The following is a 21,727-nucleotide window of genomic DNA, read 5'->3' as shown; positions in this document are numbered from 1 at the left end:
CCGATGAGTGGTCCGCGGCGGCCTTGAGTCTGAATACATCCTCAAATCCGGGGCAGTATGTCCTAAATGTCCGTTCAGATGAAGGCTGACCAGGACTTTTCCGCTGTTCTCAATGACTCCGGCGGACTTGCCCGCTAGTCTCCGACGAGAGAACGGGCAAGCGTGTGTTGCTCGTGGCTCCCCAGGTGTGGGGCGACTAGGTTCCTCACCGGTCCGTATCCGACAGTTCGACATCCGAGGTGACGTAGGCGTGGCTCTTCCGCCCCTTACCCCTGAACAGCGCGCAGCCGCGCTCGAAAAGGCCGCCGCGGCTCGCCGGGAGCGGGCCGAGGTCAAGAATCGACTCAAGCACTCCGGCGCCTCCCTTCACGAGGTCATCAAGCAGGGCCAGGAGAATGACGTCATCGGCAAGATGAAGGTCTCCGCCCTCCTCGAGTCGCTGCCGGGCGTGGGCAAGGTCCGCGCCAAGCAGATCATGGAGCGACTCGGCATCTCCGAGAGCCGCCGTGTGCGTGGCCTCGGTTCCAACCAGATCGCCTCCCTGGAGCGCGAGTTCGGCAGCACCGGCTCCTGAACCGGGCAGTCCGGGGAAGCGAGTCCCGGGCACTCCGCGATTGCTGGATAATCGCTGCATGGCTGCAACACCCCGGGGGACGTCCCCCGTACCCCCGGACGTACGTCCGCGGCTGACCGTGCTCTCCGGCCCCTCCGGGGTCGGCAAGAGCACGGTCGTCGCTCATATGCGCAAGGAACACCCCGAGGTCTGGCTCTCGGTGTCGGCGACGACCCGCAAGCCCCGCCCCGGCGAGCAGCACGGAGTCCACTACTTCTTCGTCTCCGACGACGAGATGGACAAGCTGATCGCCAACGGGGAACTGCTGGAGTGGGCCGAGTTCGCCGGCAACCGCTACGGCACGCCGCGTGCGGCCGTGCAGGAGCGCCTGGAGAACGGCGAGCCCGTCCTCCTGGAGATCGACCTGCAGGGCGCCCGCCTGGTCCGGGAGTCGATGCCCGAGGCCCAGCTGGTGTTCCTGGCTCCTCCCTCCTGGGAGGAGCTCGTGCGCCGACTCACCGGGCGGGGCACCGAACCGCCCGAGGTGATCGAGCGCCGGCTCGACGCGGCGAAGATCGAACTCGCGGCCGAGCCGGAGTTCGACACCACCCTGGTCAACACCTCCGTCGAGGACGTGGCGCGCGAGCTGCTAGCCTTGATGGACGTCGTGTGACCATCGCCGACCGCTCCGGCCGGCCGATCACCCCGACAGATTCTTTCCCATCCATCGGAAGGTAGAGCGTGTCCTCTTCCATCTCCGCGCCCGAGGGCATCATCAACCCGCCGATCGACGAGCTCCTCGAGGCCACCGACTCGAAGTACAGCCTCGTGATCTACGCGGCCAAGCGTGCCCGCCAGATCAACGCGTACTACTCGCAGCTCGGCGAGGGTCTCCTCGAGTACGTCGGTCCTCTCGTAGACACCCACGTCCACGAGAAGCCGCTCTCGATCGCCCTCCGCGAGATCAACGCGGGGCTCCTGACGTCCGAGGCCGTCGAGGGCCCGGCGCAGTAAGTAGGATTTACAGCTTTGTGCTGACTTATCCACAGGCCCGGCAGGCCGACTGCCGGGCCTGTGGTGTGTCATGGAGTCGTACGCTGTGCCGGTTGCCGAGGTCCGGGGAGAGACGTGGACAAGCCGAAGGTCGTTCTGGGGGTCAGCGGGGGCATCGCCGCGTACAAGGCCTGTGAGCTGCTGCGGCGGCTGACGGAGTCGGGCCACGACGTGCGCGTGGTGCCCACCGCCTCCGCGCTGCACTTCGTCGGCGCCGCCACCTGGTCCGCGCTCTCCGGCAACCCCGTCACCACCGAGGTGTGGGACGACGTCCACGAGGTGCCGCACGTCCGCATCGGACAGCACGCGGACCTGGTCGTCGTCGCCCCGGCCACCGCCGACATGCTCGCCAAGGCGGCCCACGGCCTCGCCGACGACCTCCTCACCAACACGCTGCTCACCGCGCGCTGCCCGGTGGTCTTCGCGCCCGCCATGCACACGGAGATGTGGGAGCACCCGGCCACCCAGGAGAACGTGGCGACGCTGCGCCGCCGCGGCGCCCTCGTCATCGAGCCGGCCGTGGGCCGCCTCACCGGCGTCGACACCGGCAAGGGCCGGCTGCCCGACCCGGGCGAGATCTTCGAGGTCTGCCGCCGTGTGCTGGCCCGCGGCGTCACCGAGCCCGACCTCGAGGGCCGGCATGTCGTCGTCAGCGCCGGCGGCACCCGCGAGCCCCTGGACCCCGTCCGCTTCCTCGGCAACCGCTCCTCCGGCAAGCAGGGCTACGCCCTCGCCCGCACCGCCGCCGCCCGCGGCGCCCGGGTCACGCTGATCGCGGCCAACAGCACCCTGCCGGCCCCGGCGGGCGTCGACGTCGTCCCCGTCGGCACCGCCGTGCAGCTGCGCGAGGCGGTGCTGCACGCGGCCCCGGAGGCCGACGCCGTGGTGATGGCGGCCGCGGTCGCGGACTTCCGACCGGCGGCGTACGCGGCGGGGAAGATCAAGAAGAAGGACGGGCAGGAGCCGGAGCCGATCACCCTGGTGCGGAATCCGGACATCCTCGCGGAGATCTCCGCCGACCGCGCCCGCGCCGGACAGGTGATCGTCGGCTTCGCCGCGGAGACGGACGACGTCCTCGCCAACGGCCGGGCCAAGCTCAAGCGCAAGGGCTGCGATCTGCTCGTCGTGAACGAGGTGGGGGAGCGCAAGACCTTCGGTTCCGAGGAGAACGAGGCGGTCGTGCTCGGTGCCGACGGCAGCGAGACCGCCGTGGCGCACGGCCCCAAGGAGGCTCTGGCCGACACGGTGTGGGACCTGGTGGCCGAGCGCCTGCGCTGAGGTCCGATCGCCGTATACCCGCTCGAAAACGGGTGGACCGGGGCGTGGCGCCTCTGGCCAACGTCGCTCGCCATTGGGCAGAATGCCCGTGCCGCAGGTCACAGCACTCCCGAGTGGCGAGACAGGGGGACCGTGGCCGAAGCGTGACCCGTAAACTGTCCACGGACGGCGCCGGGTGCAGCCCCCGCCGTCCGCCAATGATCAGCCAGCAGCCGCTGCAACCTCAGGGAGCGTTGTGTCCCGTCGCCTTTTCACCTCGGAGTCCGTGACCGAGGGTCACCCCGACAAGATCGCTGACCAGATCAGCGACACCATTCTCGACGCGCTCCTGCGCGAGGACCCGTCATCCCGGGTCGCCGTCGAGACCCTGATCACGACCGGCCTGGTGCACGTGGCCGGCGAGGTCACGACCAAGACGTACGCGGACATCGCGACGCTGGTCCGCAACAAGATCCTCGAGATCGGCTACGACTCCAGCAAGAAGGGCTTCGACGGCGCCTCCTGCGGCGTGTCGGTGTCGATCGGCGCACAGTCCCCGGACATCGCCCAGGGCGTGGACACGGCGTACGAGTCCCGTGTCGAGGGCGACGAGGACGAGCTCGACAAGCAGGGTGCCGGCGACCAGGGCCTGATGTTCGGCTACGCGACGGACGAGACGCCGACGCTGATGCCGCTGCCGATCTTCCTGGCCCACCGGCTGTCGAAGCGGCTGTCCGACGTGCGCAAGAACGGCACCATCCCCTACCTGCGCCCGGACGGCAAGACGCAGGTCACCATCGAGTACGACGGCGACAAGGCGGTCCGTCTGGACACCGTCGTCGTCTCGTCGCAGCACGCCTCCGACATCGACCTGGACTCGCTGCTGGCTCCGGACATCAAGGAGTTCGTCGTCGAGCCGGAGCTGAAGGCGCTGCTGGACGAAGGCATCAAGCTCGACACGGAGAACTACCGCCTCCTGGTCAACCCCACCGGCCGCTTCGAGATCGGCGGTCCGATGGGTGACGCCGGCCTGACCGGCCGCAAGATCATCATCGACACCTACGGCGGCATGGCCCGGCACGGCGGTGGCGCGTTCTCCGGCAAGGACCCGTCCAAGGTCGACCGCTCCGCCGCGTACGCGATGCGCTGGGTCGCGAAGAACGTGGTCGCCGCGGGTCTGGCCACCCGATGCGAGGTCCAGGTCGCCTACGCGATCGGCAAGGCCGAGCCGGTGGGTCTGTTCGTCGAGACCTTCGGCACCGCCAAGATCGACACGGACAAGATCGAGAAGGCGATCGACGAGGTGTTCGACCTCCGTCCGGCCGCCATCATCCGCGACCTCGACCTGCTCCGCCCGATCTACTCCCAGACCGCGGCATACGGCCACTTCGGCCGCGAGCTCGCCGACTTCACGTGGGAGCGGACGGACCGCGTGGACGCGCTGCGCAAGGCCGCGGGGCTGTAGCCCGCGGTCCCACGGCATCGTGACGAGGCCCGGCTTCCTTTCGGGGAGCCGGGCCTCGTCGTGCGGCCGGGGGCCCTGTTCCTCCGCACCGTCGCCCCCAGGGGCGTGCAAAACGGTTCGCGGGGAGCGACGGACGGTCCCTACGCTGAGGAGCGTGCCGGGGCGCCCGGTGCGAAGGCGACGGATACTTCTGGCTCTCAGGAGCCCCGCGGGTTCGAATCCCGCCGCCGGCCGGGCCGTGCCCGGTGGGCGTGGCCGAGTGGTCCAAGGCGAGTGAACGCCGTCGCCGCCGGGGAACTCGGGCGCTGCCGGTTGTCAGTGGTGTTTGGTAAGAATGCAGGCGTGAGCAGCGAGAACGAACAGTCGGGCGGGGGCGCGGAGGGTGCGCCGCCCGAGCAGCTCGCGCTCATCCGGGACAGTGTGCGCAAGGCGAAGACGCCCCGGGCCAAGCCGCGGACCTGGCGGGGGGCCGCGCTCGCCAAGGAGCTGCCCGTCGCGCGCGTCCTCGTCGACAAGGGCGTGCTCCATCTCGACCGGTACTTCGACTACGCCGTGCCCGAGGAGCTGGACGCGGACGCCCAGCCGGGCGTGCGCGTGCGGGTCCGGTTCGGCGCCGGGCGGCATCGCGTGCGCGAAGGGCGGCGCGAGGGCGGCGGACTGATCGACGGGTTCCTCGTCGAGCGGCTGGCCGAGTCCGACTACTCCGGGCCACTGGCCGCCCTCGCCCAGGTCGTGTCGCCCGAGCCGGTGCTGAGCGAGGAACTGCTGGGGCTGGCCCGGGCGGTCGCCGACCGGTACGCGGGCAGCCTCGCCGACGTCCTGCAGCTCGCCGTCCCGCCGCGCAACGCCCGAGCCGAGCAGCGGCCCTCACCCGACCCGCTGCCACCGCCCCCGGCGCCCGGGGCGGGAAGCTGGCAGCGGTACGAGCGGGGGGCGGCCTTCCTGGAGTCCCTGGTCTCCGGCGGAGCGCCCCGGGCCGTGTGGAACGCGCTGCCCGGGCCGCAGTGGAGCGAGGAGCTGGCCCGGGCCGTTGCCGCGACGCTGGCCTCCGGGCGAGGGGCGCTCGCCGTCCTGCCAGACGGCCGGGCGGTCGCACGGGCCGACGCCGCCCTGACCTCCCTGCTGGGGAAGGGGCGGCACGCGGTGCTCACCGCCGACGCCGGCCCCGAGAAGCGCTACGCACAGTGGCTCGCGGTGCGGCGCGGTTCCGTACGGGCCGTGATCGGAACCAGGGCCGCCATGTTCGCGCCCGTCCAGGACCTTGGCCTGGTCGCCCTCTGGGACGACGGCGACGACAGTCACAGCGAGCAGCACGCCCCGCAGCCCCATGCCCGCGAGGTGCTCCTGCTGCGGGCCGCCCAGGACAAGTGCGGTTTCCTGCTGGGGAGCTGGGGCTGCACGGTGGAGGCAGCGCAGCTCGTCGAGAGCGGCTGGGCGCGGCCGCTCGTCGCAGGCCGGGAGCAGGTGCGGGGGGCCGCTCCGCTCGTCCGGACCGTCGGGGACCAGGATCTCGCCCGGGACGAGGCCGCCCGGGCCGCCCGGCTGCCGACCCTCGCCTGGCAGGCCGTCAGGGACGGGTTGCGGCGCGGCCCGGTGCTGGTGCAGGTGCCCCGCAGGGGGTACGTCCCGCGCATGGCGTGTGCCAACTGCCGGGCGCCCGCGCGCTGCCGGCACTGCTCCGGGCCGCTGGAGGCGCCGGACGGCGGTGCCCTGAACTGCGGGTGGTGCGGACGCGAGGAGAGCGGCTGGCACTGTCCCGACTGCGGTTCCTTCCGCCTGCGCGCCTCGGTCGTCGGGGCCCGGCGGACCGCCGAGGAACTGGGCCGGGCCTTCCCCGCCGTATCGGTACGCACCTCGGGGCGGGAACACGTGCTCGACACGGTGCCGGAGGCGCCCGCGCTGGTCGTGAGCACGCCGGGGGCCGAGCCCGTCGCCGAGGGCGGGTACGCGGCGGCGCTGCTGCTCGACGGGTGGGCCATGCTCGGGCGGCCCGATCTGCGGGCCGGGGAGGACGCGTTGCGGCGGTGGATCGCGGCCGCGTCCCTCGTCCGGCCGCAGTCGGCCGGGGGCACGGTGGTGGTCGTGGCCGAGCCGACACTGCGGCCCGTGCAGGCGCTCGTCCGCTGGGATCCCGTGGGTCACGCCGTGCGGGAGCTCGCCGAGCGGGCCGAGCTGGGCTTTCCGCCGGTCTCGCGGATGGCGGCCGTGTCGGGCCCGCCGGATGCGGTGGCCGAATTCCTCCGTGCGGCCGAACTGCCGCCCGAGGCCGAGGTGCTGGGGCCGGTGCCGTTGCCCGTCCCCGCGCCCGGGCGACCTCGCCGGGCGGGTGCGCCACCGCCCGGCGAGCAGTGGGAGCGGGCGCTGCTGCGGGTGCCGCCGGGCAGGGGTGCCGCGCTGGCCGCCGCGCTCAAAGCAGCACAGGCCGCGCGGATGGCCCGGGGAAGCGGCAGTGGGGCGGGAACCGGTGCCGGGGTCTGGGTGCGGATCGATCCGGCCGACATCGGGTGAGCGTCGCCTCGGAGCGGCACGAGGAGGTTGCCTCGGACGACGGAGTGGTCGGCGCCGCTGATGCCGGGTCGGGCACCGCAGGTGGCGGCGGGAGTCCTCCGGCGGCTCCGGCCGGACATGCGGCCGCCCTCCCGGAAGTGGTCCGAGAGGGCAGGGCGGAGGGTGCGACGCCCGGCAGCCCGGGCAGCTGCCGTGCGTCAGCCGTTACGCGGGCCCGGGAACGCCGTCGGCCTGACCTCGTCGCGGAGGGCGGGGCTGCCGGCCGTCGGCTGCGTGGGCATGGAACGGGCCGCGGGGACCGTCGGAATGGCGGGCAGGCCGGTCGTCACATTGACCGACCGGCCGCCCGTCGGCTCCGGTGTGCGCTCGGGCTCGGGCGCGGCCGACTGGGCCGTGGCGCGGCGGGCGCCGTAACGGCGGTGGACCGCCTGCTTGGTGACTCCGAGCGCGGAGCCCACCGCGTCCCACGAGAAGCCGAGTGAGCGGTCGAAGTCCACGGCCGCCGTGACCAGGGTCTCGACACTGTCCCGCAGCTCCTGGGCGAGACGTACCGTCGGGGCGGGAGCGCGTCCGTAGACGACGAAGCCCGTGGAGGGACCGGAGCGGCGCGGGCGGTAGACGTTGCCCAACTGGGCGGTGAGGGTGCGCAGTGCGTCCACCTGCCGGCGGACCCGCTCGATGTCCCGCACCAGCAAGTGCAGGCTGGCCCGAGCCTGGGCGTCGTGGGTTGCGTGGTCGGCCATGAACAAGCCTCTCGAACCGGCGTTGAAAGGAATGGGCCGCGATCGCGGCCCGTTGTGGTCAACTCTGTCTTGACCAACGCGGATTCGCTCCGCGGGTCACGGTGTGGGGGCGTGGGATTAAATGTGTGCGCCTGTCCGGGCGGGGTGTGCGCCTCGGCCTTCGGCCATCGGTCTTTGGTCTCCCACCCGCGCACCGCCCGTAGCTGTCGGCCGAGAGTCCGAGCTCTCCCGTGGGGGCGGGCCGCCGTCGGCGGCTTTCCGTTTCCGGCTCATAGACTTGGGCGTTGCCCGTCATCGTCCCCGTCCGAGAGGCCCCCACCACCCCATGAAGCTCGTCTTCGCCGGTACACCCGAGGTCGCCGTTCCCGCTCTGGACGCTCTGCTCGCCTCCGGGCGGCACGAGGTGGCCGCCGTCGTCACGCGGCCCGACGCGCCGGCCGGGCGCGGACGCAGGCTCGTCGCGTCGCCCGTCGCCGAGCGGGCGGAGGAGGCCGGGATCGAGGTGCTGAAGCCCGCGAAGCCGAAGGACCCCGAGTTCCTGGAGCGGCTGCGGGAGATCGGGCCGGACTGCTGTCCCGTCGTCGCCTACGGGGCGCTGCTGCCCAGGGTGGCCCTCGACATCCCCGCGCACGGCTGGGTCAATCTGCACTTCTCCCTGCTGCCGGCCTGGCGCGGTGCCGCGCCCGTGCAGCACGCCATCATGGCCGGCGATGAGATCACCGGGGCGTCGACCTTCCTGATCGAGGAGGGGCTCGACTCCGGTCCGGTGTACGGGACGGTGACGGAGGAGATCCGGGCCACCGACACCAGCGGGGACTTGCTGACGCGGCTCGCCTTCGCCGGCGCCGGGCTGCTCGCGGCGACCATGGACGGCATCGAGGACGGCACGCTGAAGGCCGTACCGCAGCCGGCCGACGGGATCAGCCTCGCCCCCAAGGTCAACGTCGAGGACGCGCACCTGGACTGGAGCGCGCCCGCGCTGCGGGTCGACCGGATGGTGCGGGGCTGCACCCCGGCCCCCGGCGCCTGGACCACGTTCCGCGGTGAGCGGCTCAAGCTCATCCAGGTCACCCCCGTGCCCGACCGGACGGACCTCGCCCCGGGGCAGATCGCCGCCGGGAAGAACAACGTGTACGCGGGCACCGGCTCGTACGGCGTCGAGCTGCTGTGGGTGCAGGCCCAGGGCAAGAAGCCGATGCGGGCGGCGGACTGGGCGCGCGGCGTGCGGATCGGTGAGGGCGAGCAGCTCGGAGGATGAGCCGGGGCAGGGCCCCTCACACGGCCGGCACCCCGCTGCCGGCTCCGGACCGCACCCGGCGGCGTAGGCTGGACGGCGCACTTCATCTCACCCCCGGAGCACCTTTTTCGTGAGCGAACAGCCCCGTCGAGCCCGCACCTCAGGCAAGCCCTACCGCAGGCCCAAGAAGGACCCCGTCCGCATCCTCGCCTTCGAGGCACTGAGGGCCGTGGACGAGCGGGACGCCTACGCCAACCTCGTACTGCCCCCGCTGCTGCGCAAGGCGCGGGAGAACGACGACTTCGACGCCCGGGACGCCGCGCTCGCCACCGAGCTGGTGTACGGCACGCTGCGCCGGCAGGGGACGTACGACGCGATCCTGTCGTCCTGCGTGGACCGGCCGCTCGGGGAGGTCGACCCGCCGGTGCTGGATGTGCTGAGCCTCGGCGCGCACCAGCTGCTCGGCACCCGCATCCCGACGCACGCGGCCGTGTCCGCCACCGTCGAGCTCGCGCGGGTCGTGCTCGGCGACGGGCGGGCCAAGTTCGTCAACGCCGTGCTGCGCAAGGTCGCGCAGGACGATCTGGACGGCTGGCTGGAGCGGGTCGCGCCCCCTTACGACGAGGATCCCGAGGACCATCTCTCCGTCGTCCACTCCCATCCGCGGTGGGTCGTGTCCGCGCTGTGGGACTCCCTCGGCGGTGGGCGCGACGGCGTCGAGGAGCTACTGCGCGCCGACAACGACCGGCCCGAGGTCACGCTCGTGGCGCGGCCCGGGCGGGCCACCGCGGAGGAGCTGCTCGACGAGGACGCCGCCGTGCCGGGCCGCTGGTCGCCCTATGCCGTGCGGCTGACCGAGGGCGGCGAGCCGGGCGCCATCGCGGCCGTGCGGGACGGGCGCGCGGGCGTGCAGGACGAGGGCAGCCAGCTCGTCGCGATCGCCCTCGCGGGCGCGCCCCTGGACGGGCCCGACCGGCGCTGGCTGGACGGATGCGCGGGGCCCGGCGGCAAGGCCGCGCTGCTCGGCGCGCTGGCCGCCGAGCGGGGCGCCCTGCTCGTCGCCTCCGAGAAGCAGACCCATCGCGCCGGCCTCGTGGCGAAGGCGCTGGACGGGAACCCGGGGCCGTACCAGGTCATCGCCGCCGACGGGACGCGCCCGGCGTGGCGGCCAGGCAGCTTCGACCGGGTGCTGGTCGACGTGCCGTGCACGGGCCTCGGCGCCCTGCGCCGCCGCCCCGAGGCACGCTGGCGGCGCCGCCCGGAGGACCTGGAGGGCTTCGCGCCGCTGCAGCGCGGGCTGCTGCGCACCGCCCTGGAGTCGGTGCGGGTCGGCGGTGTCGTGGGCTACGCGACCTGCTCGCCGCACCTCGCCGAGACCCGGGCCGTCGTCGCCGACGTGCTCAAGCAGCACCCGGACACCGACCTCATCGACGCCCGGCCGCTGCTGCCCGGCGTACCCGACCTGGGCGAGGGGCCCGACGTGCAGCTGTGGCCGCATCTGCACGGGACCGACGCGATGTATCTGGCCCTCATTCGCCGGACCGGCTGACCCCCGCTGCCACGGCCGCCCGGTCCGGTGCGCCGCCGTCGTGGCGCGCCAGCCGGTGCGGCCACCACACCTTCGGCCCGACGTCCAGGAACAGCGAGGTCACCAGGACCGAGCGCACGACGAAGGTGTCGATGAGGACGCCGAGGGCGACCGTGAAGCCGATCTCGGCGAAGGCGACCATCGGGAGGGTGCCGAGGGCGGCGAAGGTACCGGCCAGGACCAGCCCGGCGGAGGTGATGACCGCGCCGGTGGCGGCGAGGCCCGTGACCACGCCCGGTCTGGTGCCCTGGCGGGCCGCCTCCTCGCGGATGCGCGTGGTGAGGAAGATGTTGTAGTCGATGCCCAGGGCGACCAGGAACACGAAGACGAACAGCGGGAAGTCGGTCGCCTCGCCCGCGTAGTCGAAGACGTACCGGAACGCGAGCGCGCTGATGCCGAGCGCCGCCGCGAAGGACAGGATCACCGTCCCGATCAGCAGCAGTGGGGCGATCAGGGCGCGCAGCAGGCAGCACAGGATCAGCAGGACGACCACCAGCACCAGCGGGATGATCAGCACGTTGTCGTGCCTGGTCGCCTCGTCCATGTCCAGCAGGGCCGCCGTACCGCCGCCCACCTTGGCGTCGGCGTCCGGCACCGCGTGCACGGCGTCCCGCACCCGCTCGACGGTCTGTTTGGCGGCCTCGCTGTCCGACGGGGCGGTCATGGTGGCCTCGAAGAGGACCTTGCCCTCGAAGGCCGGTCTGGTGCCGGGCGGCAGACCGAGGGACTGGGGGACCACGCCCGGTGTCCCGGCGACGGCACGGCCCACCTGCACGGCCTGCGCCTGGTTGCTGACGATGACCAGGGGGTCGCCGCTGCCCGCCGGGAAGTAGCGCGCCGACACCTCCTGGCCGGTGATCGAGTCGGGTTTCCCGGTGAACGCGTCCGCGTTGCCGATGCCCTCCGCGCGCAGCTGGATCAACCCCAGCGAGCAGACCGCCAGCGCGAGCGCCGTCACGGCCCAGATCATCCGCGGGCGGCGGGCGATACGGCGACCGGTGCGGGCCCAGACGCCGCGCTCGGTCGGGTCGGGCGTACCGTAGCGCGGCACCACCGGCCAGAAGACCCACCGGCCGAAGATCACCAGCAGGGCCGGGAACAGGCTCATCATCGCCACCAGGGCGACGGCGACGCCGATCGCGGCCACGGGACCCAGACCGCTCGTGGAGTTCATCTCGGCGGCCAGCAGGACCAGCATGCTCAGCACGACCGTCGCGCCGGAGGCGAGCACGGCCGGGCCGGCGCGGTGCAGGGCCAGGGCCATCGCCTCGTGCCGGTCCTCGTGCCGGCGCAGTTCCTCCCGGTAGCGGGCCACCAGCAGCAGGGCGTAGTCCGTCCCCGCCCCGAAGACCAGCACCGTGAGGATGCCGGCGCTCTGGCCGTTGACCGTCAGGCCGCCGTGCTCGGCCAGCAGGTAGATCAGCGCCTGGGCGGTGAACAGGGCGCAGACCACCGCGATCAGGGGGATCAGCAGCAGGGTCAGGCTGCGGTAGGTGATGAGCAGCATGACGATGACGACCGCCATCGCCGAGAGCAGCAGGGTCGAGTCGATGCCCTCGAAGGCCTCGGCGAAGTCCGCCGACGTGCCGCCCGGGCCCGTGATGTGCACGGACAACCCGTCACCACCCGTGCCCACGTCGTCGCGGATGGAGTCCACGGCCGGTGAGATCCGCTCCCAGCCCTCCTCGTCCATCAGGATCGGCACGAAGACCTGCGCCGCCCGCGGGTCGGCCTGCCGGTCGAACACCGGCCCGCGCGTCTGCTCGCCGATGATGCCGTGGTCGCCGAGCTGCTTCAGCTGCCGCACGTCCTCGGCGATCTCCGCACGGTCCTGCGCCGTCAGGCCGCTCTCCCGCGCGTAGACGACCACCGCCGGGATCTGCTCCGGCCGGAAGTCCTCGGAGATCTGCAGCACCTGCGTGGACTCGGCGGTCCCGGGCAGCCAGGACGCGGCGTCGTTGTCCTGAGCGTCGGTGAGCTTCATGGCGAGCGGCGCGGCGACGACCAGCACGACCACCCAGAAGACCAGCACGAGCCACTTGGCCCGCCGCCCGCAGACAAGGTGCGCGACGCCCTGCTTCATGTCATCCCCCTCAGCACAAGCGCCCCCTCAGGGGCGCGGGGAACTGCGCGGCAAGCCACACGAGTCCCGCACCCGGCAGACCACCGGGGTCCGATGCTCACAACCCCCACAGGGCATGGCAGTCTTAGGACATGGCCGCGCAGATCAACCCCAGCATCCTGTCCGCAGACTTCGCCCGCCTCGCGGACGAGGCGAAGGCCGTGGAAGGAGCCGACTGGCTCCACGTCGACGTCATGGACAACCATTTCGTCCCGAACCTCACGCTCGGCGTGCCGGTCGTAGAGTCGCTGGCCCGTGCGACGGACACCCCGCTGGACTGCCATCTGATGATCGAGGCCCCCGATCGGTGGGCGCCCCAGTACGTGGAAGCGGGGGCCGGTTCGGTCACCTTCCACGTCGAGGCCGCCGCAGCTCCGGTCCGGCTCGCCCGGGAGATCCGTGCCAAGGGCGCCCGCGCCTCCATGGCGCTGAAGCCCGCGACCCCCATCGAGCCGTACGAGGACCTGCTCCCCGAGCTCGACATGCTGCTGATCATGACGGTCGAACCGGGCTTCGGGGGACAGGCCTTCCTCGACATCATGCTTCCGAAGATTCGCCGCACCCGCGAGTTGATCAGCAAGCACGGACTGGAGCTCTGGCTCCAGGTCGACGGCGGAGTTTCGGCTTCCACCATCGAGCGCTGTGCCGACGCCGGGGCCGACGTCTTCGTGGCCGGATCGGCGGTCTACGGGGCAAACGACCCGGCAGAAGCGGTACGTGCACTACGCACCCAGGCCGATGCGGCGACGGCGAAGGCCTCCTGGGCCTGCAACCACTGAGCCACAGCAAAGTGAACGGCTCTCATCAGGGCTGATCAACCGCGCCACATCTGCAAGGATGAACGGCGAATCCAGAGTGTGAACAGCAGTGAGGAGATCGCCGTGTCGGGTATGTCGGCGGGCCGGTCAGCCATGCGGATGGGACCCGCTGAGCTGGTGCAGGCGGCGGCCATGGCCCGCCGCTTCTACCTCGAGGGCAAGTCCAAGATCCAGATCGCGGAGGAGTTCGGCGTCAGCCGCTTCAAGGTGGCCCGGGTCCTGGAGACCGCCCTCGAACGGGATCTCGTACGTATCGAGATCCGTGTGCCGGCCGAACTGGACGCCGAGCGCTCGGACGCGCTCCGCGCCCGCTACGGCCTCAGGCACGCCGTCGTGGTCGAGTCCCCGGCCGAGGCCGAGGAGACGCCCGACCCCGAGAACCTGGGAGAGGTGGCCGCCGACCTGCTCGGCGAACTGGTCAACGAGGGGGACGTGCTGGGCCTGGCCTGGGGCCGCTCCACCATCCACATGGCGGCGGCGCTCGACCGGCTGCCGCCGTGCACGGTGGTGCAGCTGACGGGCGTGTACGACGCCGGGACCGCCGAGCGCGGCTCGGTCGAGGCCGTGCGCCGCGCCGCCCAGGTGGCCGGCGGGGACGCCCACCCCATCTACGCGCCCATGTTGCTGCCGGACGCGGCCACGGCCGCGGCGCTGCGCAACCAGACGGGCATCGCCCGGGCCTTCGAGCACTTCGACAAGGTCACCGTCGCCTGTGTCTCCATCGGGTCCTGGGAGCCGGGCATCTCCACGGTGCACGACATGCTCAGCGACGAGGAGCGCGCGCACTACGCCTCCCTCGGTGTCGCCGCCGAGATGTCGGCGCACCTCTTCGACGCCGAGGGCCGCCGGGTCGGCCGGGACCTGGGCGAGCGGTGCATCACGGTCAAGGCCGACCAGCTCCGCCGGATCCCCGAGGTCGTCGCGATCGCGGGCGGGCAGCGCAAGGGGCCCGCGATCGACGCGGTGCTGCGGTCCGGGCTCGTCACCAGCCTGGTGACGGACACGTCGGCCGCCGACTATCTGATGACGGCCGGACCGGCGCCGAAGTCCGCGCTCAACAGGTCAGACCCGGACGGGGTCTGACGGGTGGCCGGCCAGGAGCACGGTGTGCACGACCCGGCGGGCCGGATCGTGGTCGTCCTGGACCTGGGCGGGGTCACGGACAAGGCGGGCCTCATGGACCGCTGCGCCCGTGACCTGGCCCTGCCCGACTGGTTCGGCCGCAACTGGGACGCCCTCGCCGACTGCCTGTCCGACCCCGCCCTCTGGCCCGAGGGGGCGGGGGAGCGGGGGCTCCTGATCGTCGTGCAGGGCTGGCGGACGTACGCCGAGAAGCGGCCCGAGGAGTGGCAGGTCGCCGAGGAGATCTTCGCCGAGGCGACGGACCGGGGCGCGGGGCTGTTCGTGACCCTCGGTCTTGGAGAATCCTCCGAGAGGCCCCCTGACCAGCCTGGATGATCCGCTGGGGGTGGTTCGGGCGGGTGGCATGGGAGAATGAAGTACGTGCTCTTTCCCCCTGGCCGGCCGGTCCGGGGGTCACCTCTGATCGACTGGGATGTGCAGCACGTGCGTTTCCTCAATGACATCCAGCCCGGGTACGACCTGACGTACGACGACGTCTTCATGGTGCCGAGCCGCTCCTCGGTGGGCTCGCGGCAGGCCGTCGACCTCAGCTCCCCGGACGGCACGGGCACCACCATCCCGCTCGTCGTCGCCAACATGACCGCCATCGCCGGCCGCCGCATGGCCGAGACCGTGGCCCGCCGCGGCGGCCTCGTGGTGATACCCCAGGACATCCCGAACGACGTCGTCACCGACGTCGTCTCCTGGGTGAAGAGCCGGCACCTGGTGCTGGACACCCCGATCATCCTGTCCCCGCACCAGACGGTCGCCGACGCGCTGGCCCTGCTGCCCAAGCGGGCGCACAACGCCGGTGTGGTCGTCGACGGCGACCACAAGCCGGTCGGCGTGGTCACCGACGCCGACCTGTCCGGCGTGGACCGCTTCACGCAGCTCGCCGAGGTCATGTCCCGGGACCTGCTGCTCATCGACGCGGACATGGACCCGGGCGAGGCCTTCGACACCCTCGACCACGCCAACCGCCGCTACGCCCCCGCGGTCAACGAGGACGGCACCCTCGCCGGCATCCTGACCCGCAAGGGCGCCCTGCGCGCCACGCTCTACACGCCGGCCACCGACGCCCAGGGACGCCTGCGCATCGCCGCCGCCGTCGGCATCAACGGCGACGTCGCGGGCAAGGCCCAGCAGCTGCTGGACGCGGGCGTCGACGCGCTCGTCATCGACACGGCGCACGGCCACCAGGAGTCGATGATCAGCGCCCTGAAGCTGGTGCGCGACCTGGACCCGCAGGTGCCGATCGTCGCGGGCAACGTGGTCGCCGCCGCGGGTGTGCGCGACCTGATCGAGGCGGGCGCGGACATCGTCAAGGTCGGTGTCGGCCCCGGCGCCATGTGCACCACGCGCATGATGACCGGCGTCGGCCGGCCGCAGTTCTCCGCCGTCCTGGAGTGCGCCGCCGAGGCGAAGAAGTACGGCAAGCACGTGTGGGCCGACGGCGGTGTCCGCCACCCCCGTGACGTGGCCATGGCCCTCGCGGCCGGTGCGTCCAACGTGATGGTCGGCTCCTGGTTCGCCGGCACCTACGAGTCCCCGGGCGACCTGCAGCACGACGCCCAGGGCCGCGCCTACAAGGAGTCCTTCGGCATGGCGTCCGCCCGTGCCGTGCGCAACCGCACCTCCGAGGAGTCGGCGTACGACCGCGCCCGCAAGGCGCTGTTCGAGGAGGGCATCTCCACCTCCCGGATGTTCCTCGACCCGGCCCGCCCGGGCGTCGAGGACCTGATCGACTCGATCATCGCGGGCGTCCGCTCCTCCTGCACCTACGCCGGTGCCGGCTCCCTGGAGGAGTTCGCCGAGAAGGCCATCGTCGGCATCCAGAGCGCCGCCGGCTACGCGGAGGGCAAGCCCCTGCACGCCAGCTGGAGCTGACGGCCCAACTCCCGCGCGTGAGGCCCCCGGTGAAAAACCGGGGGCCTCACCCGTGCGTGCGCCCTACCGTCGTACGACGTCGGCCTCGGGGTCGCCGACGACAACCCGCGCGCCGCCGCCCTCTACGCCCGGCTCGGCTGTCTGCCCCTGGTGGCGTACGTCGGCCGTCGGTCGTACGAGGACCGCGACGGCCTCACGCACGACTGCGTCGAGGAACTCACGAGCTGGTCTGAGCAAGCCTCGTGCAACAGACGAAAAGCGCCGTGCAACGAACACCCGCTCGATCCCGGGGAACGCAATGATCTTGCGGGTATGCGCAAGGTTGCTGCATTTCACCAGCAACGTCGATGCTCGTAGGCTGTCGCCTCGTACGTGGCGTGGCGGGGACTCCGCTCGGTGGGTCCCTGCTCAAGGGTGCCCGCGGTCCCCGCCGCCCTGACCGGCAGCGAAAAGGAGCCAGCGCGTGCTCGACCAAGGCGCACCCCCGCAGAACCCAGGCCCCACGGCGGCCTCCGCACCCCCCGGCGTCGGCGCGCGGCTCATGCGCCGCAAGCCGGTGGAACGCCTGGTCGCGGAGGGTGGCCAGGGCGAAGGTGGGTCACTGCGCCGCACCCTCGGGCTGTGGCAGCTGACCATGATCAGCATCGGCGCCACGCTCGGCACCGGCATCTTCGTCGTCCTCGGCGAGGCCGTCCCCAAGGCGGGCCCCGCCGTCACCCTCTCCTTCGTGATCGCCGGTCTCACCGCCCTGTTCTCGGCCCTGTCCTACGCCGAGCTGGCCGGCACCATCCCGGTCTCCGGCTCCTCGTACTCGTATGCGTACGCAACGATGGGCGAGCTGATCGCCTGGATATGCGGCTGGTGCCTGGTCCTGGAGTACGGCGTGTCGGTGGCCGCCGTCGCCGTCGGCTGGGGCGAGTACCTCAACGAACTGCTCGACGGCACCATCGGCGTCACCATCCCGGCCGCCCTGTCCGCCCCGCCCGGCGACGGCGGCGTGTTCAACCTGCCGGCGCTGATCGTCGTGCTGCTCGCGATGGCGTTCCTGCTGGGCGGCGCCCGCGAGTCCGCCCGAGCCAACACCGTCATGGTCGTCGTGAAGATCGCCGCGCTGGTGATGTTCTGCGCCATCGGCGTCCAGGGCTTCCGCTCCGGCAACTACGAGAACTTCATGCCGCTCGGCATGGCGGGCGTCAGCGCCGCCGGCGCCACGCTGTTCTTCTCCTACATCGGCTTCGACGCCGCCTCCACCGCCGGTGAGGAGGCCAAGAACGCCCAGCGCGACCTGCCCCGCGCGATCATGCTGTCGCTGGTCATCGTCACCGCGCTGTACGTCCTTGTCGCGGCTGTCGCGGTCGGCGCCAAGCCCTGGAAGAACTTCACCGACTCCGAGGCCGCCCTCGCCCAGATCATGCGCGAGGTCACCGGGCAGACCTTCTGGGGCACCCTGCTGGCGTTCTGCGCCGTCATCGCCATCGCGAGCGTGGTGCTGACCGTGCTGTACGGCCAGACCCGCATCCTGTTCGCCATGTCCCGCGACGGTCTCGTGCCGAAGGTGTTCGCCAAGGTCCACCCGAAGACCGGCGCCCCCCGCGCCAACACCCTGATCGTGTCGCTGTTCTGCGGTGTCCTGGCCGCCGCGATCCCGCTCGGGCAGCTCGCCGACGCCACCAGCATCGGCACCCTGTTCGCCTTCGCGCTCGTCAACGTGGCCGTCGTCGTGCTGCGCCGGACCAAGCCGGACATGCCGCGCACCTTCCGGGTACCGCTCTCGCCGGTCCTGCCCGCGCTGGGCTTCGCCTTCTGCATCTGGATGATGGGCAGCCTGTCGACCGTGACCTGGGTGGTCTTCGGTGTCTGGATGGCCGCCGGGCTCGTGTTCTACTTCCTGTACGGCTATCGCCGATCCCGACTCGCGCCATCCGAAAAGTGAACGACCCACTGTGCTGAACGATCTCGACGAACGCATCGTGCACGCCCTCGCCGAGGACGCCCGCCGCTCCTACGCCGACATCGGCTCAATCGTCGGCCTGTCCGCGCCCGCCGTGAAACGGCGCGTGGACCGGCTGCGGGCCACCGGAGCCATCACCGGCTTCACCGTACGCGTGGACCCGGGCGCCCTCGGCTGGGAGACCGAGGGGTTCGTCGAGATCTACTGCCGCGGGAACACCTCCCCGGAGACCATTCAGCGGGGCCTGGAGCGCTACCAGGAGGTCGTGGCCGCGTCCACCGTCACCGGGGACGCGGACGCGGTCGCGCAGGTCTTCGCCTCCGACATGCGGCACTTCGAACGGGTCCTGGAACGGATCGCCGGGGAGCCGTTCGTCGAGCGGACCAAGTCCGTGCTCGTGCTCTCGCCGCTGCTGCGGCGCTTCTCGTCCGGGTCGCCCACGTAACTCCGTGGCCCGCTCCACGAGACACCTCTAGCCTGGGTGTCATGACCTGGCGACATTGATCCACCAGCCGTGCCTCCCGAGGACCGCCTCGGACGCCGTACCTCCGGCGTCCGATCCGTCCTTCCGGGAAGGCCTCATGACACTCTCACCCGCGCGCGTGCCCGCCACCGGCGTCCGCCGTCTGACGCGCACGCTGTACGGCTACGCGTTCCTCGACGACTTCGTCCTGCTCTACCCGGTGTACGCGCTGCTCTTCGCCGACACCGGCATGTCGCTCTGGCAGATCTCCTCCCTGTTCGCCCTGTGGTCGATCACCTCGGTGGTGCTGGACGTTCCCTCCGGCGCCTGGGCCGACGCCATGTCGCGACGGAGGCTGCTGTGGATCGGCCCCCTGCTCACCGCCGCCGGCTTCGCGCTGTGGGTGACCGTCCCGTCGTACGGGGCCTTCGCGGCCGGGTTCGTCCTGTGGGGCGCGGGCGGGGCGCTCGGCTCCGGCGCGCTGGAAGCGCTGGTCTACGACGAGTTGGACCGGCTCGGTGCCGCCGACCGGTACGCGCGGGTCATGGGCCGGGCCCGGGCCGCGCGGCTGGTGGGTACGGTGGCATCCATCGGCCTGGCGGGGCCCGTTCTCGCCCGGGGCGGCTACCCGGCCGTCGGTGCCGCGAGTGTCCTGGCCTGTGTGCTGGCCGCCGCCACCGCGACCCGGTTCCCGGAGCACCGGGTACGGCCGGAGAGCACCGACGACAGCTGGGCGACGACCGTGCGGGCCGGGTTCGCCGAGGTCCGCGGGGACGGTGCGGTACGCGGCGCCGTGCTGCTGATCCCGGCCGTGGCCGCCGTGTGGGGCGCACTCGACGAGTACACCCCCCTGCTGATCCGGGAGATCGGCTTCGCCGAGGCCACGGTGCCCTACCTGGTCATGCTGATCTGGGCGGGCGTCACCGTCGGCAGCCTCCTCACCGGCCCGGCCGAGCGCCTCGGCCCGACCGGGCTCGCGGTGCTGCTCGCGGGCGCCGCCCTCGCCCTCGCGGTGGGAGCCCTGGCCCGCTCACTGACCGGAGTCGTCCTCCTGGGCCTCGCCTTCGCCGCGTTCCAGCTGGCCGAGGTACTCGCCGACGTCCGGCTCCAGCACCGTATCGACGACTCCCGCCGGGCCACGCTCACCTCCGTGGCGAGCCTGGGCACCGAGCTGGCCACGGTCGCCACGTTCGGCGTGTACGCGCTGCTCGGCACCGACATGCCGCACAGCACCGTCTTCGCCGTGCTCGCGCTTCCCTACCTGGTGACCGCTCTGGCCCTGGCTAGAGCTCGGGCTGCCACGGCACGACCGTGAAGTCACCCGTCCCCTTCCTCATCTTCTCGAAGGGGGCGGCACTCACGCACTTGGGCGGCTCGTTCCCCTCGCCGGGGCGGCCGGTCGAGGCCCAGCTGTAGCCCAGCCGGTCGTGGCGGCCGAGGTCGTGGACGGTGACGCCGACCCGCTTGCCCTCGGCGCCGGGCAGGTCGGACTCGGTGATGACGCCGGAGACGACGGCCACCTTGCCGCCGGTCAGCAGGCAGTCGACCTTCACCTCGGCCCGGGCCCCCTCGCCCTTCAGGTAGTGGCTGAACTCGAAGGTGCCGGTGGCCTTCATCGGGTCGGCCTTGTCCTTCGCGGCCAGATGCGCGTCGAACGAGAACGTGATGTCGTCCCCTGCCGAGCGGTACAGCTTGGCCGTGCCGGTGAGGGCCGCGGCCTCCCGTGGCGGCCGGGGTGCGTCCGACGCGGTCGTCCGCTGCCGGGGCGTGTCCGACGCGGTCGCGGCCGAGGCCACTCCGGCCGTGAGGAGCAGCGCGGAGCCGAGCACGACGATCTTCGTACGGCGCTTCATTGCGTTCCTTTCCGCAGGTCGAGTGGACATCCCTTACTCTCCCGGCCCGGCGGGGGCAGGACATCGCGCTCGGGGCGGGACCCGGCCTCCGCCGTGCGGCGGGGGAGGCCGCACGGAGCTGCGCTCCGAGGAGGAGCGCGGGTGCGACCCGAGGCGCACAACGAATCGCCGCCGGGCCCGCTGTGCACGCAACGAACCGTTCACCGGCGCGCAACGGCTCCTGCTTGTCCGCCCTGGTCAGCCGCCCGTACCGTCTACGTGGCCCCCAAAGGTCCCCCCGACCACCCTTCCGCCCGGTGAGGATCACGCATGCGCACCGCCCTGCTCCAGAGCTCCGGCCGACCCGGCTCCACCGTCGAGAACCTCAAGGTCCTCGACGAGGCCGCGGGCCGGGCCGCCGCCGCGGGCGCCGGGCTGCTGGTCACGTCCGAGCTGTTCCTGACGGGGTACGCGATCGGCGACGACATCGGCCGGCTCGCCGAGCCCGCCGACGGCGACTGCGCGGACGCCGTCGCCGAGATCGCGACGGGCCGCGGCCTGGCGATCGCCTACGGCTACCCCGAGCGGGCCGGCGAGGCCGTGTTCAACTCCGTCCAGCTGATCTCCGCCGACGGCACCCGCCTCGCCAACCACCGCAAGACGCACCTCTTCGGCTGCTTCGAGCGCGACCACTTCACCCCCGGGGACCTGCCGGTCGTCCAGGCCGAGATCGACGGCCTCCGGGTCGGCCTCCTGATCTGCTACGACGTGGAGTTCCCGGAGAACGTCCGCGCCCACGCCCTGGCCGGCACCGATCTGCTCGTCGTCCCCACCGCGCAGATGCACCCGTTCCAGTTCGTCGCCGAGTCGATGATCCCGGTGCGCGCCTTCGAGAACCAGATGTACGTCGCGTACGTCAACCGGGTCGGCCGGGAGGGCGAGTTCGAGTTCGTGGGGCTGTCCACGCTCGCCGGGCCCGACGGGGTCGCCCGGACCCGGGCGGGACGCGGGGAGGAACTCGTGTTCGCCGACGTCGACCCGGCCTTCCTCGCCGCGTCGCGCGAGAACAACCCGTATCTGCGGGACCGGCGGCCCGGCCTGTACGGCTCGCTCGTCTGAAAACCCCCT

At 72.2% G+C, this 21,727-nt stretch carries 20 protein-coding genes; 16 read left to right on the top strand and 4 right to left on the bottom strand.

Annotated elements, in window-relative coordinates:
* Nucleotides 1-250 precede the first annotated feature (250 nt).
* From ABT116_RS06670 to ABT116_RS06645, 6 genes are all read left to right on the top strand, one after another.
* Complete coding sequence (locus tag ABT116_RS06670) at nucleotides 251-574, top strand: integration host factor (RefSeq protein WP_003977346.1); 324 nt, start codon at nucleotides 251-253, stop codon at nucleotides 572-574.
* Between the two features lie 58 nt (nucleotides 575-632).
* On the top strand, nucleotides 633-1,226 hold the full coding sequence (gene gmk / locus ABT116_RS06665; RefSeq protein WP_051814725.1) for a guanylate kinase: 594 nt from the start codon (nucleotides 633-635) through the stop codon (nucleotides 1,224-1,226).
* A 68-nt stretch (nucleotides 1,227-1,294) separates the two neighbouring features.
* Nucleotides 1,295-1,567: a DNA-directed RNA polymerase subunit omega gene (gene rpoZ, locus ABT116_RS06660; RefSeq protein WP_003988945.1), complete on the top strand. Its 273-nt coding sequence runs from the start codon at nucleotides 1,295-1,297 to the stop codon at nucleotides 1,565-1,567.
* Between the two features lie 114 nt (nucleotides 1,568-1,681).
* Nucleotides 1,682-2,884 (top strand): bifunctional phosphopantothenoylcysteine decarboxylase/phosphopantothenate--cysteine ligase CoaBC, encoded by a 1,203-nt coding sequence (gene coaBC, locus ABT116_RS06655; RefSeq protein WP_351628760.1) that lies wholly within the window; start codon nucleotides 1,682-1,684, stop codon nucleotides 2,882-2,884.
* A 235-nt stretch (nucleotides 2,885-3,119) separates the two neighbouring features.
* Nucleotides 3,120-4,328 (top strand): methionine adenosyltransferase, encoded by a 1,209-nt coding sequence (gene metK, locus ABT116_RS06650; protein ID WP_351628758.1) that lies wholly within the window; start codon nucleotides 3,120-3,122, stop codon nucleotides 4,326-4,328.
* A gap of 342 nt (nucleotides 4,329-4,670) precedes the next feature.
* Entirely contained in the window at nucleotides 4,671-6,836 is a 2,166-nt protein-coding gene (locus ABT116_RS06645) for a primosomal protein N' (protein WP_351628755.1), read from the top strand.
* A gap of 197 nt (nucleotides 6,837-7,033) precedes the next feature.
* On the opposite strand, the gene ABT116_RS06640 is transcribed toward ABT116_RS06645, so the two are convergent.
* Nucleotides 7,034-7,579 (bottom strand): hypothetical protein, encoded by a 546-nt coding sequence (locus ABT116_RS06640; protein ID WP_351628752.1) that lies wholly within the window; start codon nucleotides 7,577-7,579, stop codon nucleotides 7,034-7,036.
* 325 nt (nucleotides 7,580-7,904) lie between these two features.
* On the opposite strand from ABT116_RS06640, the gene fmt reads away from it, so the two are divergent.
* Nucleotides 7,905-8,837: a methionyl-tRNA formyltransferase gene (gene fmt, locus ABT116_RS06635; RefSeq protein ID WP_351628750.1), complete on the top strand. Its 933-nt coding sequence runs from the start codon at nucleotides 7,905-7,907 to the stop codon at nucleotides 8,835-8,837.
* A 109-nt stretch (nucleotides 8,838-8,946) separates the two neighbouring features.
* Nucleotides 8,947-10,365, top strand: a complete 1,419-nt coding sequence (locus ABT116_RS06630; protein ID WP_351628747.1) for an RsmB/NOP family class I SAM-dependent RNA methyltransferase — start codon at nucleotides 8,947-8,949, stop codon at nucleotides 10,363-10,365.
* Here the strand turns inward: ABT116_RS06630 and ABT116_RS06625 are convergent.
* Nucleotides 10,346-12,487, bottom strand: coding sequence for an MMPL family transporter (locus ABT116_RS06625; RefSeq protein WP_351628744.1), 2,142 nt, complete (start codon nucleotides 12,485-12,487; stop codon nucleotides 10,346-10,348). The genes ABT116_RS06630 and ABT116_RS06625 overlap by 20 nt on opposite strands.
* Nucleotides 12,488-12,618: 131 nt before the next feature.
* Here ABT116_RS06625 and rpe point away from each other — a divergent pair, with 131 nt between their 5' ends.
* The 4 genes from rpe (at nucleotide 12,619) to ABT116_RS06605 (ending at nucleotide 16,353) form a co-directional block, all read left to right on the top strand.
* Nucleotides 12,619-13,305 carry a ribulose-phosphate 3-epimerase gene (rpe, locus tag ABT116_RS06620; RefSeq protein ID WP_053668333.1) on the top strand — a complete coding sequence of 229 codons (687 nt, stop codon included), beginning with the start codon at nucleotides 12,619-12,621 and terminating at the stop codon, nucleotides 13,303-13,305.
* A 78-nt stretch (nucleotides 13,306-13,383) separates the two neighbouring features.
* On the top strand, nucleotides 13,384-14,427 hold the full coding sequence (locus ABT116_RS06615) for a sugar-binding transcriptional regulator (RefSeq protein WP_184561533.1): 1,044 nt from the start codon (nucleotides 13,384-13,386) through the stop codon (nucleotides 14,425-14,427).
* Between the two features lie 24 nt (nucleotides 14,428-14,451).
* On the top strand, nucleotides 14,452-14,802 hold the full coding sequence (locus tag ABT116_RS06610; protein ID WP_351628741.1) for a barstar family protein: 351 nt from the start codon (nucleotides 14,452-14,454) through the stop codon (nucleotides 14,800-14,802).
* A gap of 108 nt (nucleotides 14,803-14,910) precedes the next feature.
* Nucleotides 14,911-16,353, top strand: a complete 1,443-nt coding sequence (locus ABT116_RS06605) for a GuaB1 family IMP dehydrogenase-related protein (protein ID WP_351628738.1) — start codon at nucleotides 14,911-14,913, stop codon at nucleotides 16,351-16,353.
* Between the two features lie 63 nt (nucleotides 16,354-16,416).
* Here ABT116_RS06605 and ABT116_RS06600 read toward each other — a convergent pair whose 3' ends face one another.
* The gene (locus ABT116_RS06600; protein WP_351628735.1) at nucleotides 16,417-16,554 is read right to left on the bottom strand and encodes a hypothetical protein; all 138 of its coding nucleotides are present in this window, start codon (nucleotides 16,552-16,554) and stop codon (nucleotides 16,417-16,419) included.
* 262 nt (nucleotides 16,555-16,816) lie between these two features.
* Between ABT116_RS06600 and ABT116_RS06595 the strand changes: the two genes are divergently transcribed.
* The 3 genes from ABT116_RS06595 (at nucleotide 16,817) to ABT116_RS06585 (ending at nucleotide 20,082) form a co-directional block, all read left to right on the top strand.
* Entirely contained in the window at nucleotides 16,817-18,286 is a 1,470-nt protein-coding gene (locus ABT116_RS06595; protein WP_351628732.1) for an amino acid permease, read from the top strand.
* A gap of 10 nt (nucleotides 18,287-18,296) precedes the next feature.
* Complete coding sequence (locus tag ABT116_RS06590; RefSeq protein ID WP_351628729.1) at nucleotides 18,297-18,749, top strand: Lrp/AsnC family transcriptional regulator; 453 nt, start codon at nucleotides 18,297-18,299, stop codon at nucleotides 18,747-18,749.
* 136 nt (nucleotides 18,750-18,885) lie between these two features.
* Entirely contained in the window at nucleotides 18,886-20,082 is a 1,197-nt protein-coding gene (locus tag ABT116_RS06585) for an MFS transporter (RefSeq protein WP_351628727.1), read from the top strand.
* Here the strand turns inward: ABT116_RS06585 and ABT116_RS06580 are convergent.
* Nucleotides 20,051-20,620, bottom strand: coding sequence for a Repetin (locus tag ABT116_RS06580; protein WP_351628724.1), 570 nt, complete (start codon nucleotides 20,618-20,620; stop codon nucleotides 20,051-20,053). The two genes, ABT116_RS06585 and ABT116_RS06580, sit on opposite strands and share 32 nt — an antisense overlap.
* 309 nt (nucleotides 20,621-20,929) lie before the next feature.
* On the opposite strand from ABT116_RS06580, the gene ABT116_RS06575 reads away from it, so the two are divergent.
* Nucleotides 20,930-21,718 (top strand): carbon-nitrogen hydrolase family protein, encoded by a 789-nt coding sequence (locus ABT116_RS06575; RefSeq protein ID WP_351628721.1) that lies wholly within the window; start codon nucleotides 20,930-20,932, stop codon nucleotides 21,716-21,718.
* The last annotated feature ends 9 nt before the right edge of the window (nucleotides 21,719-21,727 follow it).

Source organism: Streptomyces sp. NPDC002130, from assembly GCF_040296465.1.
GTDB lineage: Bacteria > Actinomycetota > Actinomycetes > Streptomycetales > Streptomycetaceae > Streptomyces.
The sequence above is the reverse complement of the archived record's forward strand: the minus strand, read 5'-3'. Positions and strand labels throughout refer to the sequence as shown.

Excerpts from the sequence above, each read along its gene's own strand:
- gmk (WP_051814725.1), top strand. The coding sequence starts at position 633 with ATGGCTGCAACACCCCGGGGGACGTCCCCCGTACCCCCGGACGTACGT.
- ABT116_RS06640 (WP_351628752.1), bottom strand. The coding sequence starts at position 7,579 with ATGGCCGACCACGCAACCCACGACGCCCAGGCTCGGGCCAGCCTGCAC.
- fmt (WP_351628750.1), top strand. The coding sequence starts at position 7,905 with ATGAAGCTCGTCTTCGCCGGTACACCCGAGGTCGCCGTTCCCGCTCTG.
- ABT116_RS06625 (WP_351628744.1), bottom strand. The coding sequence starts at position 12,487 with ATGAAGCAGGGCGTCGCGCACCTTGTCTGCGGGCGGCGGGCCAAGTGG.
- rpe (WP_053668333.1), top strand. The coding sequence starts at position 12,619 with ATGGCCGCGCAGATCAACCCCAGCATCCTGTCCGCAGACTTCGCCCGC.
- ABT116_RS06585 (WP_351628727.1), top strand. The coding sequence starts at position 18,886 with ATGACACTCTCACCCGCGCGCGTGCCCGCCACCGGCGTCCGCCGTCTG.
- ABT116_RS06580 (WP_351628724.1), bottom strand. The coding sequence starts at position 20,620 with ATGAAGCGCCGTACGAAGATCGTCGTGCTCGGCTCCGCGCTGCTCCTC.
- ABT116_RS06575 (WP_351628721.1), top strand. The coding sequence starts at position 20,930 with ATGCGCACCGCCCTGCTCCAGAGCTCCGGCCGACCCGGCTCCACCGTC.